The organism is Mastigocoleus testarum BC008, assembly GCF_001456025.1.
Classification (GTDB): domain Bacteria; phylum Cyanobacteriota; class Cyanobacteriia; order Cyanobacteriales; family Nostocaceae; genus Mastigocoleus; species Mastigocoleus testarum.
Genome location: NZ_LMTZ01000110.1, coordinates 1 through 13,440 on the forward strand (window position 1 = coordinate 1; position 13,440 = coordinate 13,440).

General features: G+C 35.2%; 7 protein-coding genes. 3 read left to right on the forward strand and 4 right to left on the reverse strand.

What is annotated here, in order from left to right; translation table 11 throughout:
- The first annotated feature begins 96 nt into the window (after positions 1-96).
- From BC008_RS27130 to BC008_RS27140, 3 genes are all read left to right on the forward strand, one after another.
- Entirely contained in the window at positions 97-630 is a 534-nt protein-coding gene (locus tag BC008_RS27130) for a carboxymuconolactone decarboxylase family protein (protein WP_036267647.1), read from the forward strand.
- A gap of 223 nt (positions 631-853) precedes the next feature.
- The gene (locus tag BC008_RS27135; protein ID WP_027845845.1) at positions 854-2,002 is read left to right on the forward strand and encodes a S1 family peptidase; all 1,149 of its coding nucleotides are present in this window, start codon (positions 854-856) and stop codon (positions 2,000-2,002) included.
- A 240-nt stretch (positions 2,003-2,242) separates the two neighbouring features.
- Positions 2,243-3,088 carry an RpnC/YadD family protein gene (locus tag BC008_RS27140; protein ID WP_027845846.1) on the forward strand — a complete coding sequence of 282 codons (846 nt, stop codon included), beginning with the start codon at positions 2,243-2,245 and terminating at the stop codon, positions 3,086-3,088.
- 174 nt (positions 3,089-3,262) lie between these two features.
- Here the strand turns inward: BC008_RS27140 and BC008_RS27145 are convergent, their stop codons facing one another.
- The 4 genes from BC008_RS27145 to BC008_RS27160 all read right to left on the reverse strand — a co-directional run bounded on the left by BC008_RS27145 (position 3,263) and on the right by BC008_RS27160 (position 13,088).
- Entirely contained in the window at positions 3,263-6,094 is a 2,832-nt protein-coding gene (locus BC008_RS27145) for a LuxR C-terminal-related transcriptional regulator (protein ID WP_058184045.1), read from the reverse strand.
- Between the two features lie 255 nt (positions 6,095-6,349).
- Positions 6,350-6,934 (reverse strand): hypothetical protein, encoded by a 585-nt coding sequence (locus BC008_RS27150; RefSeq protein WP_027845848.1) that lies wholly within the window; start codon positions 6,932-6,934, stop codon positions 6,350-6,352.
- A 90-nt stretch (positions 6,935-7,024) separates the two neighbouring features.
- The gene (locus BC008_RS27155; protein ID WP_027845849.1) at positions 7,025-7,372 is read right to left on the reverse strand and encodes a hypothetical protein; all 348 of its coding nucleotides are present in this window, start codon (positions 7,370-7,372) and stop codon (positions 7,025-7,027) included.
- A 124-nt stretch (positions 7,373-7,496) separates the two neighbouring features.
- Complete coding sequence (locus BC008_RS27160; RefSeq protein WP_058184046.1) at positions 7,497-13,088, reverse strand: nSTAND1 domain-containing NTPase; 5,592 nt, start codon at positions 13,086-13,088, stop codon at positions 7,497-7,499.
- Positions 13,089-13,440: the final 352 nt, after the last annotated feature.

A 13,440-nucleotide genomic window follows, 5' to 3' on the forward strand; every position in this document is an offset into this window, starting at 1 on the left:
TAAGACCTTGCCATTGGAATTGTCCAGACTAATCACTTCTCGATCTATCTTACCTTACGTCCTAACTAAGCTGGCGATTGCTATAAGATAAGGTTTATGGCTTTTTTCAAATATAAGAATATTATCGAAGTTTTTCAGCACAATCCAAAGCGCTATTTTCCTCTGACCCAACTAATTCAAAATATAATGCGGGGAGAATCTGCTTTCAGTGCGGGGGAACGAGAATTGATTGCAGCCTATGTCTCAGGTTTAAATGGTTGTGATTTTTGTTATGGTTCCCACCAAGCGATCGCTGCTGACCTTAATGTCGACCCAAAATTGCTAGAAGCGATCCTCACAGATATCAACACTGCACCGGTTGAGGAGCGTATGCGCCCAGTACTTGCATTCGTACATAAAGTTACCCTCAGTCCTAGCAAAACCACTCAAGCTGATGTAGATGCACTTTTAGAAGCTGGTTGGGACGAACAAGCCATAGAAGATGCTCTTGGTGTTTGTGCTTTATTTAATTTCATGAACCGCCTGGCAGATGGTTACGGATTAAAATCACCCAGTAAAAAACAATTAACAGCAATGGCTAAAGGTATTAATACCCAAGGTTATGATACTTTTATAGAACCTTTTAATTGATAGTAAAATTTACTTTGAAAAAATAATGGCATAGCGCAATTTTAGATCTGGAATGATGAAAAATGAAAAATCGCATAACCAAAAATCCCAAACCAAAAATTGCAGAATATTAAGAAAAAACACTTTCTTGATAAAATCCAAAAACGAGTCTGCTAGCATACATAAAATAATTACTACCAATTAACACTTAGTCAAAGTAATATTTGTGAGAAATAAATTCTTTGTGTCTTGGCTAAAGTCGAGCCGTAAAGTAAGTATTATTGTATCCATTATTTTACCAGCAGCTTTGGTAGTAGCATCTGATGATGCTTTCAGTTTTAATTCAATACTGCCTTTGCAAAAAATATCAGGAAAGCATATTGCTAATAATAGTCAAACTCCTAAACTTGCTCAGGCATTAACTTCACAGCAGATTAGCATTCGTGCTAAAGAGTTTACAGTACGCATTGATGGGAAAAATAGTGGTTCTGGAGTTATTGTTGCACGTTCGGGAAACACTTACACTGTTTTAACAAATTGGCACGTAGTAGAAGAAGCAGGCAAATACTCAATTAAAACTGCAGATGGCAAATCTCATTCGATTTCCTCATCCAAAGAAGTGAGAGGCGCAGATTTAGCTGTTGCTTACTTTACCAGTAATAAACAATATCCTGTTGTCCAAAGGGGGAACTCTGATAAGTTAGTTGAAGGACAAACCGTATATATTGCTGGTTATTCTGCATCACAAAAACTAGCAAGAGAGCGTATTTATCGCTTTTATTCGGAAAATTTGATTGGTTTCCTTTCACCTTCTGATGTTAAAAATGGTTATGAATTAATTTACAGTGGCGAACCACAACCAGGAATGAGTGGAAGTCCCATATTAGATAATAATGCTCGACTAATTGGAATATATGGTTTAACAGACGTTGATATTAGAACAAGTTCTCCTACTTTGTTTGGAATTCCCATTAACACTGCTGAAAAATTAGCGACTAGAGCAAGAATTGATTTAGGCTCCTCTGTGGCTGGGTCATCAATAAAATCTCCCTTATCTCAGAAAAAGCCTTTACAAAAACCAAGAGCAAATAATTTTCAGCGACTGATTGGTACATGGAATGGAAGCATAGTTAAATATGGTCAGCAAATTCAAATTAGCGTTACTTTAAAACCAGATCGAACATACACATCATTACAAAAAATTGGTTTACAAAGCATGCGAGATCAAGGAATTTGGCGATATTCTAACGGTATTCTCTATCAAACTGATAGCTTGGGTCTATTGAGTAAGGGTAGTATTAAGTGGATTTCAGATAACGAAGCCATATTTACCATCATAGATAACGGAAATCCCATTTTTACAGGAGAAAAAGTACGCTATTTTCGGCAATAAAATTATTTTGAAATAGTAAGTATTAATGTTAACTAAAGATACAAAATATAAAATATAAATTTTGCAGATAATTAAATTATTAGAATTAGTTAATTGATGCACAATTGATTATTATGTTGCAAAATTTTATTTGTAATTTTATTTGTAAAATCCTTTTTTTCAGTAATTTATAATAGAATTAATTCACTTTTTCATCAATAAAAGGTAGGATTAATTTTTGAAAAAAGTGCATCGATACAAATGCCCAAACCAGCAGATACGAGTACAAAAAAATTAATTAGCCTTGCACCTGATACTTGGGTGCAATGGGTGACAAATATTCCTAACATTAAAGTAAATGAAATTTTGTCTGGGGAATTTCAATGGATAAGTAGAGAAAGTGATGTTTTAATTCGTGCTAGTAGTCCAGATTATGGAGAGTTCCTAGTTTTAAATGAATTGCAATTGCGTTATAGTCCGAAAATGCCACGACGAATACGTGCATATGCAGCGCTAGCAGAAGAAAAATATGAATTACCAACTTATCCAGTATTAATTAATATTTTGCAAACAACTGATGTGGAAATACCTACTAGTTTTACATCAGATATTGCTGGGTTAAAAGCAATTCAAGATTATCGCGTAATTAACTTGTGGGAAGTAGATGTTGATGTTGCTTTTCAACAGCACTTACCATCATTACTCCCATTTGTACCAATTCTGAAAGGAGGAGATAATGAGTTTAAAATTAAAGAAGCATTACAAATTTTGCGTCGGGATGAACAGTTAAATCAATTGGAAACAGTTTTAGCATTTTTTGCTACCTTTGTGTTAGAGAGTGCCTTAGTAAAAGACATCATGAGGTGGGATATGGGAGTTTTACGCGAATCGCCTTGGTATGAAGAAATATTACGTGAGGGAGAATTACGAGGAGAAGCACAAGGAATAGTATCGAGTATCCGGACAACTTTAGAAGCAAAGTTTGGTAGTGAGGGATTAGAGTTAATACCCCAAATTTCTCAAATTAGTGACTTAGAGCGATTGCAAGAAATTTTGCGGAGTATTGTCTTAGCAAATAATCTTGAGGAAATAAAGCAAGTTTTGTAATCAATAGTTGCTGATTGATTTTATTTTGGCATTTTCTGTTGATGATTATGCCAAATATCTCATTGGCATATTACTGGGTTTATTTTTCTGTGCATATGCCTAAGGTAATACTTCAATCCGAAGTTAAATCCAACACCCCAGAAATTTCATTCCCATAACTTCACTTAGCAATCTTTATCCTAAAATCCCTAACTCTCTAGCTCGCACTACAGCTTGGTTGCGATTTTTCACTCCTAACTTGCTGTAAATATTACTGCTATGCCATTTTACAGTAGCAAGACTAATAAACAGTTTTTCAGCAATATTTTGATTAGAATGACCCAATGCTATGTATTGTAATATTTCTAATTCCCGATCGCTTAATGGTTCAACTAAAAATTTAGATTGAGATTTGGTTTGAAGTTGAGATTTATTTTGAATTTGAGATTCAGTTTGAACTTGGGATTTAGTTTGAATTTGAGATATGGATTGGGATTTAATTTTTGTGTTTTCTTCTAAATGACCAAAAGCTATTAGCAACCAATTGACATAATTAGGGTAAATATCTCGTTTTGCAGCACAATGCAAAAGTTCTCTCATGGATTCCCCTACATCTAAAAATAAACGCAGATATCCTTGGGGATGGACTAAAGATAAAGCATATTCGAGTTGATTTAAGCTAAGATCCACTTGATTCTGAGCTTGATAAATAACGATTTGTAAGATTAAAACTTCAATAGTTCTGGCTATACGTTGATTTGATTCGGTTGACTTTTGGAGTCGTTTAAGTAAATGTAGTGCTTTTTTCCAATTTTCTTGAGCAATGAAAATTCTAGCTAGAGCAATATAATCAAGTTCGGAATTGTAAGTCAGCTTGTCATCTATTCCTAATCCTTTTGACTGCATCCAAGTTACAGCCTCATCAAGATTTCCTTGAGCTAACCATAACCTAACTTTTACTACATCAAGGGTAAGAAAGGTACGGAACTCAAAATTAAAACCCTGCTGACGACTTCGCTCTATTTGTTCTGCTTCCTCGATCGCTTCCCATGCAGCTGTAAAATTCCCTTGAGCTTGACGTACTAATGCAAGATAAATCCGGCGTATAGTGGCAAAAGCTGATTTTTTTAAAGGACTGCTACGGTCTTTACCTTGAGTAAGATAGTTGCTTGCTTGTTCAAGTTTATTTTGCTTCCACAGCAGTTTACCCATTACCGTTTGAGCAAAAATTCCTGGTGCATTTTCTAACCAACGACGTTTTGTCACTATATCTAGTGCTTCTTGACAAATAGCGACAGCACTTGAAAATTCTCCATGTAATTCTTTGAGTTCTGAGCGCAAACATAATGAAGTAACTGCAGATTCGGCGGTGCGATCAATATACTGCGCCTTAATCTTATCTACTTGTTTGCAATGAGTGCTTACTTCTATTGCTTCTACTAAAACCGGTTCTGCTTGCTCAAAGTCATCAATAAAATAGTAGCTTCCACCTAAATTCATTAAAGCTAGCGATCGCAACCAATAATTATATTCAGGTATAATTTTGAGAGCTTTTTTTGCCAGATGTATTGCTTCGGTTATATCCTTTTCGTGGGATAAATAACTTTTAAGTGTAGCTGTACTCGCCCAAAAATCATCAAATTCATTCGCTGATGGATGATTTGTCCAACTGGTTTTTTCCTTAGATAAGGGTTTATTGTTTACCGCTAGTTTTGCATCTTCAAGATATTGTCGCGCTCCAGCAACATCACCAGAAGTAAACCACAGCGTCCAAGCATAATACATACAAAGCCAAGGACTAAGACAAATTATTTCGTTAGGTATTGCTTGTAGATGAGTTAAAAGAGTGGAAGTATCTGAATCTATAAATCGCTGACAAGCTTCTTTTTCTACTAAATCTGCGGCTAATTCCCAGTTTTGCGCTGCTAAAGCATGTTTGAATGCTTCATCCATTAGCTGTTGTTGTTCGTACCATCGAGCAGCACGACAATGATACTCGCAGATTTCCCCAGGTTCTTGTTTTTGTAAATAATGACATAGCAGTTCCCCAAAAAGATGATGGTAGCGATACCAGCAACGATTTTCATCCAGGGAAACAACAAATAAATTGATTCGATCTAAATAACTTAGCTTTTCTGTACTATCTTCTGTTTGCAGAACCGCATCACAAAGAGAACCACACAAACGATCCAGAATTGAAGTTTTTAATAAAAAAGATTTGAGGTCTTCTGGTTGTTGTTCTAAAACTTCCTCTGTCAAATAATCCCAAATATAACGTTGACTACCTTGTAATGAGTCAATCCAAGTGGATACATCAGAACATTCTTGTAAGGAAAAAGCAGCCATTTGTAACCCAGCAATCCATCCTTCCGCTTTGTCCTGCAAAACTGCTACTTGTTCTGCAGACAAATTTAGTTTCATCACCTCACGGGCGAAAAATGTTGCTTCATCAACAGTAAAACGTAGTTCTCTAGCTCGAATTTCACTTAATTGCGCTTTAGCTCGCAAACGCGCTAACGGTAACGGTGGGTCGGAACGACTTGCAATAACCAAGTGAAAAAAGGGCGGTAAATGATTCAATAAAAAAGTGAGAGCTTGATGAATTCTTGGAACTGCAATTTCATGGTAATCATCCAAAACTAACAAAATATCTGTTTCCAGAGCAGAAATTTCATTGATTAATGGAGTGAGAAAAAACTCAAAATCAGTTTCAGGAGACTGCAATAAAGCTAGTGTTGCTTCTCCTAACTCCGGTCGTAATTTTTGTAGCGCTGCGACAAAATAAGTCCAAAATCTGATGGGGTCATTATCGCGCTTATCTAAAGATAACCAAGTATGTGGTAATTTTGTTTGGCTGAGCCATTCTATCAATAAGGTAGTTTTACCAAACCCTGCTGGAGCAGAAATTAAAGTTAATTTTCCCTTGGTTCCTCGATCGAGATATGTGACTAAGCGATCGCGTTTAACTAAATTAGATTTGATTGATGGTACAAAAAATTTAGTTGCTAACAGCGAATGTGACACCATGGGGATTATTTAATTAGCTACTCATTTTTATCTTCTCTACGATTACATATTTTCTCAACTTCGTGTGAGCATAAATTTTATTTTAGTGGATTGTAGGCGTAAGACCTGTTAAACGTATGAGTATATATTTTTTGTAAGTGCTAATTAATCGTCCCACAACACACCATTTGTTTTATCCAAATTAACAGCACCCTAATCATAAAAAGCTATGAATTCCTGTAAAAACCCCGAACATAAAACACCATTAACAGGAAACTAATTATTAATGACTCGGATAGAGCTATCTCTGTATCCCATTCGGACATCTCTTAGAAGGTTTAAACCACTCGGTGCGATAAAAAGCACAGGTTTATCTATGTAGTAGCCAGGTCGTAGTATATCCGGTTGCAAGAAACGATAATCTGGTACGGGTATTACACTGGTCGATCCGTTCCGATAATAAACTTTGATATTTTGGGGATAGACTCTTAAAGGAAGGTTCCCAGTGTTATGTAGCCTAACTCTCACCACGTAAAGGTCGTGTCCTGAAGCTAGAAGTCGCGCGAGTGCATCAAAATCACTTTTCTTTCCTTTAAGAATAATACTCATTCCTACTGCAGCAAGTTCAAAGGGTGCAATACGCCAACTGAAGTTTAAACGTGCAACAGACTGAGCGATTAATTGTTCGTCATTGGAGCTATAAGACAAGGAAGCGTTAGAGATATTACTACTATTATTTGTCAGGCTATTATTAGCAGTATTTTTAGAAACAATTGGTGCGGTCGCTTGCTTTGCATTAGCAACGCCTGAAGAATGAATCCATAAACCTAATGCTGCGATACTTGCAATTATTTTCTTCATTTCACTCTTTAATCTTTCAATACCTGCATAGTAGTGTGGTGCTAGATAAAGATAAATTGCATTCAAATAAATACAAATAAATCCGAGAAATTACCTTTTCAAGTCGTATGCCCAGTAAGCCGTGCTAAGTTTGAGAATGTCATCTGAGTAGTAGTTTGCAGCAATAATTCTTAGCCCTCTCAATTTATCGATAAATATTTCGTAGGGCGTATACTTTAAGCTTTTATCTAATAGCGTCCAGGTTTTAGCGTGGGAATGATATTGGAATTTACCGTAAGCTATTGTCAGTTTAACCATGTCCCAATTAATCGCCCTTTGCTGTAAGCGTCTGTGAAGGTGATTGCGATCTATCGCACAAGAAAAAATTTCTATTTGGGGTAGGTTATTGATTATGTCATCAGAGCTAATTAATTGACTTAATTGCTTTTGGAATTTCATTGGTTTTACTTTGCTTTGTTGAACTTAAAGCATGGTAAGACCGCCCCAAAATAAAGGTAAACTTAGGATAAATAAATAAAAATAAATGTTGTAGAAGGTTTACTTGTTAATTGGGAAGTATTGTTTATTCGTTACCAATACCGTCGCAGATTTTTCGATCTTCTTCGCTGATGTTGGGGTTATTGGTTAAATAGTCTCGTACCCAGTCGCAACCCCGTGTCATTACGTCGTCTAAATCTAAGCTCCAGAGTTTGACTGTATTATCGTTACTAGCAGAAGCAATAGTTTGACCATCTGGACTAAATACTACACTGTTAATAAAACCAGTATGACCTTTGAAGGTATGAAGTAATTGCCCTTGCCTGTCTAAAAACTTTACTGTGTCTTCACTAGCAAAAGCAATAATTTGACTATCTGGGCTAAATACTACACTTTTAACGCTACCATTATTTTTGAAAGTATGAAGTAATTGCCCTTGCCTATTCCAAAGTTTTACTGTATCGAGTCTACTAGTAGAAGCAATAGTTTGACCATCTGCACTAAATACTACAGTAGGTTTATCATCAACATTGTGAGTATAGTCTTCGAGACTGTTAGGAGATTGTTTTTTCCGATTCCAAAGTTTAAGTGTTCCATCCCAACTAGCAGAAGCAATAGTTTGACCATCTGGACTAAATACTACATTTTCAATACCATAACGAAAACCCTTAAAAGTATGAATTAATTGCCCTTGCACATTCCAGAGTTTGAGTATTTTATCCCTACTAGCAGAAGCAATAGTTTGACCATCTGGACTAAATACTACCCCTTTAACACTACCTGTATGACCCTTAAGAGTATGAAGTAATTTTCCTTGCAAGTTCCACAGTTTGACTGTGTTATCTGCACTAGCAGAAGCGATAGTTTGACCATCTGGACTAAATGCTACATCATTTACATATTTAGTATGACCTTTAAGAGTATGAAGTAATTGTCCTTGCCGATTCCATAATTTTACTGTATGCTCCGCATCATTATTAAAAGATGATCTGGCAGAAGCAATCATTTGACTATCTGGACTAAATGTTATGCAAGTTACACTATCAGTAGAATTCTCCAGGGTATGAAATAATTCCCCTTGCCAATTCCACAACTGGATAGTTTTATCTTTATCAACAAAAACAATAGTTTGACCATCGGGACTGAACTCTGCGCTATTAATAAAACCTATATTGTTGGTATCAGGATTGTGGTCTGTTAAAGTATGGAGTAACTTTCCTTGTTGATTCCACAATTTGACCGTGTTATCCCAACTAATAGAAGCGACAATTTGACTATTGGGATTAAATACTACGCCAGTGACCCTTTTTGCATGACCATCAAGAGTAGGAATTAATTTCTCTTGCAGATTCCATAGTTTGACAACGCTATTCCTACTAGCCGAGGCAATCGTTCGACCATCTGGACTAAATACTAGGTCAAAGATACCATTAGTATAATCTTCAAATGTATAAAAAGTATAAAGTAACTTTCCGTGCCTGTCCCATAGTTTGAGTGTTTTATCACCGACAGAAGCAATGGTTTGACCATCTGGACTAAACATTGCGCCATTAACAGGACCAATATGAGTATCAGAAGTATAAAGTAATTGCCCTTGTAAATTCCACAGTTCGAGTCTTTTATCCTTATTAACAGAAGCAATAGTTTGACCATCTGGGCTAAATACTACATATTCAACACCATAGCGAAAGCCCTCAGGAGTATGGAGTAATTGCCCTTGTAAGTTCCACAATTTGAGTCTTTTATCCTTACTAACAGAAGCAATGGTTTGACCATCTGGACTAAATACTACGTAATGAACTTCGAAATCATTAGTATTAATTTCAATAGTACGAAGTAATTTTCCCTGCAAGTCCCGAAGTTTCACTGTTTTATCCTCGCTGAAATAAGCAATAGTTTGACCATCAGGACTGAATGTTACATGATTAATAATGCTATGACGAGTACTCTCAAAAGTATGAAGTAATTGTCCTTTTAAGTTCCACGATTTAAGTGTTCCATCCCAACTAGCAGAAATAATAGTTTTGCCATCTGGACTAAATAATATTTCAACAAAATAGAAAAGTACGAAGCTATCATTGCTAGTAGTATGACCTTGAAAAGTATGAAGTAATTGTCCTTGAAGATTCCATAATTTGACTGTGTTGTCGCTACTAGCAGAAGCAATAGTTTGACCATCGGGACTAAATACTATGTTAACAACACTATTGGTATGACCCTTGAGAGTATAAAGTAATTGTCCTTGTAAGTTCCAAAGCTTGACTATGTTATCTTCACTCGCAGAAGCAATGGTTTGACCATCGGGACTAAATACTACTCTTTTAACAGTTCTTGCATGACCTTCTAATCGGTTAAACTCTTTGACTCGTTCAAAAACTTTTTGCAGTCCACCCATAAGCTTAATTTCAGTTTTATTATCAACTGCAAAAAAACTATTTTTAATCTTTCTTCCCGCCTTTAACCCAGTCACCAATGCATCTAATTCCTGATTTGATGCTAATAATGCTTCAGCAGTATTACTTAAAGAATTAATTTCGTTAATTCTGGAATTATGCCATTGTGAAGTAGCAAGTCCAGTTAACCCTGATGAAACTACCAAACCACCTAACAAAGTCCATACAAATCTTTGAGCATTGATACGAGCTTTTTTTTCTTGTTCTAATTCTTTTTTTCTGCGTGCTTCTTCTTGCTGTTTAAGAGAATCGCGTTTTTCAATAGATAGTTTTACAAATTTATGAACTTCAGTAGAAAGTTCATCAGCATAGTTAACATAAAACTCTTCATATTTTCCTAAAGCATCTTTGGACAAGAGGAAACCATCTCGCTTCCATTCATCAGCTTTTTGATTCAGCTCTCTAATTAAACGATATTTTTCCCGATTCTCCTCTAACCAACATTTCAGCGCTTCCCAATCTCGTAACAAAATTTCGTGAGCGATTTCTACTGTTACTTTATCTTTGTTTTGACTATTATTAGTTTCTTCTTCAACCAAAGCAGCTACAGCTAAATCACTTTTTTGCTGATTCTCCTTACCATTAACTAGAGAAAAGTTATTTTCTTCCCCACTCACTACAATCAATCGCGCATCAGTCAAAGCTTGCAAGGTAGAATCCAAGACATTCTTATACTTATCAACCAACAAATCCGATATCGGTAAGCGACGACGGGTGTCTTTACTGCTATCATCCTGTTCTTTGGCTAAAAAGACTAAAGACAGAAAAATTGACTGAGCGCATTCTTTTTGAGCTTCATTCAGATTATTATAAGTTTCATAGGCTTTATTACTGAGAAATTTACCCAATTTACCAATATATTGCTGATAATCCTTAACAGTTAACTTTCCTCGGCTGTGCTTCTGCCATAATTCTTCTAAAGCATACTGTAACAAAGGTAAACTTCCTTCTTTTAATTCTTCCAGCAGAAGAGCTACTAAACCATTTTCTACTTCCAAACCAACTTTCCGTGAGGGTTGGACAATAATTTCGCGGTATTGCTTATCTTCTAGACGACAAGATGGAACTAATACCTGAGATTTACTAATTAAAGGAGCTAGTTCACTCATTCCCAAGCATTCATTAAGAAAATCACTTCTAAGAGTGATAATTATTTTAAAACGGTCTCCAGCTTGTTTAATTGCACCTAAAATAAGATTGAGAAAATAAAGACGGTCTGTTTCTGCTGTTAGCGTAAATAACTCTTCAAACTGATCGATCGCTAACACCGATATTGATTTAGGTTGTTGACGCAACCATCCCACCAAAGAATCAACTCCTAAATGTAATACCCCTTCTAAAAAATCTGGGTTATCTGGTGCTAAAGTTTTCGCTAAAGCTGTCAAAGGATTATCTCCAGGAAGCATCACCCAAGTTTGACAGATTGATTCAGAATCAAGTAACCCTTCCGTTAGTAATTGAGGTATAACTCCCGCTCTAACAACAGAAGATTTACCACTACCCGAAGCTCCTACCACAGCTAAGAAAGAAGTAGATTGTAATTTCTTGATAATCTCTGCGGTTAATTCTTCTCGACCATGAAAAAAGTAAGCATCATCTTGGGTAAAAGCTTCTAAACTCTTGTAGGGACATACATCAATTTCAAATACTTCATTATTGGAGCGTTGTACTTCTACAGAAAGAATCTCCATTACTTCAGTAGAACCCGAAAACCAAAAATTTAAATCAGTATTAATAGTTGCTTGAAATTCACGCCACTTTTGTAATTGAGTAATTAACTCCGAGACCCAAAATTCGTTTTCTGATTCTTCTGCGCTTTCTAAGATGCTTATTAACTGACCGAGAAGCTTTTTATTATTAGGTCTAGAAGTAGTTGCTGTAATCAAACATAAAGATTTATTCTGGCTGGGCTGTAAGATTTCAATTAAACTTTTAGTAGTCCCACTTGTGTCTAAAATATCAGCAATTATAATAATTTCTTTAGCAGGAGAATCTTGTAACTGTTGAGCGAGCCAATTAAGATCTATTCTGGTATTGGGATAAGTACGAGACTTAACGCTTTGTGTATCGCAAACTAACTCGTATGTTTCTGAGTCAGTAGATTCAATTGTTCCTGCTAAATATAACAGAAGGGTTTTATTACTTTTTTTATGTAAATCACTACTAATAATCTGCTGAATGTTTCGCTTCTGCTTATCTTTAATAAAACAGTTATGAACTGTAACTGCAAAACCTCCTCTTGCTTGTAATATCCTACCTAGAGTAATATCAGCTTTTGAAGAAGATAAATCATCAATAATCAAAGCTCTTTTATTAGCAGAAGGAGTAGATGCTAATCCAATAATTAGCTCTCCACTATCTTTAACAATTCTTTGGGGAGTTTGAGAAGTGTTTTGAGGAAGTCGTTTAACTTTTGGAATAGTGGGTTTAGAAATATTAATACCCATATCCATCCCTTTAGAAAGACTTTCTTTATCTACAGGATTTATCTTATATTTAATAAACTTTTTACTGCTGCGATCGACATAATGAAATAAACTGTCCGCATCAATATTACCCTTAGGATTAGCAGCTTTTCCCCGTAAACCTTCAATAAGACAGTAAGTAAATAAACCGTGTTCTAACTCAGGAAATTCCCAAGAACGTTCGTGGCGATCGCAAGAAAGCATCGCATAAAAATTTTGGCTTTGTTCTGCTTGTTGTTTCAAAACTGCTAACAGTTGACCAGTAGGATTTTGTCTAATTCTGTTGTTATCCTGCTGTTGTTCCTGACAAGCATCTAACCAAACAAGTTGACGTTGTGCTTTACATTTCCTCAATTCATTTAACAGAATATCTATCTTTAACCCTGTTCCTGTTAAATCTTCTAATTTAGTATCCGCAACACACACAACTGGTCGATTCTCAGAATCTAAATAACCATGTCCTGAAAAATAAAATAAAACTGTATCCTCTGGTTTAGCAGAACTAAACTGTTCAATACTACTAATAATTTCCGAACGTTTTGGAGATTTTTCTCCACCATCGTAAAGAGCAATAATTTCTGTTTCTTGAAACTGTTGAGTAGCTATTTTTAAAGCTTTTGCTAACTCTTTACAGTCATTCGCACAATAACTGAGCTTAGTAATTTGACTATCTTCATACTGGTTAACTCCGACTAACACTACCCAGAGTTTTGCTGTACTTTGTTCTGATTTTTCTTTATTAGATCCTATTACTGACATTTTGAGCCTTCAACATTTAAGGAAATATTTCCCACAAAGGAGAATAATCAAATCAATAAATACCTACAAAATCAATATTTAACACTGGTTTTAAATTAAATAACCAAAAATATAATTTAATTTTAATAGATTTTATTTTGAATACACAATCAATTACAATAATATATAATTTTATACAGATAATTATCAAATATATGAAATGAAAGAGTGTTATTTATTGATGAATTAATAAAAATTTTATATAAAGTACGTGATATAGGCGACATAAGGATAAAGTAATTATGGTATACATCTCGATAATCTACTTGTGTCTATATTGTTTTTTTATTATATTTTCAGAATATTTAATAAA

Bases quoted from the DNA above. Each gene is read 5' to 3' on its own strand.
- BC008_RS27145 (WP_058184045.1), bottom strand. From the start codon at position 6,094: ATGGTGTCACATTCGCTGTTAGCAACTAAATTTTTTGTACCATCAATC.
- BC008_RS27140 (WP_027845846.1), top strand. From the start codon at position 2,243: ATGCCCAAACCAGCAGATACGAGTACAAAAAAATTAATTAGCCTTGCA.
- BC008_RS27150 (WP_027845848.1), bottom strand. From the start codon at position 6,934: ATGAAGAAAATAATTGCAAGTATCGCAGCATTAGGTTTATGGATTCAT.
- BC008_RS27160 (WP_058184046.1), bottom strand. From the start codon at position 13,088: ATGTCAGTAATAGGATCTAATAAAGAAAAATCAGAACAAAGTACAGCA.
- BC008_RS27130 (WP_036267647.1), top strand. From the start codon at position 97: ATGGCTTTTTTCAAATATAAGAATATTATCGAAGTTTTTCAGCACAAT.
- BC008_RS27155 (WP_027845849.1), bottom strand. From the start codon at position 7,372: ATGAAATTCCAAAAGCAATTAAGTCAATTAATTAGCTCTGATGACATA.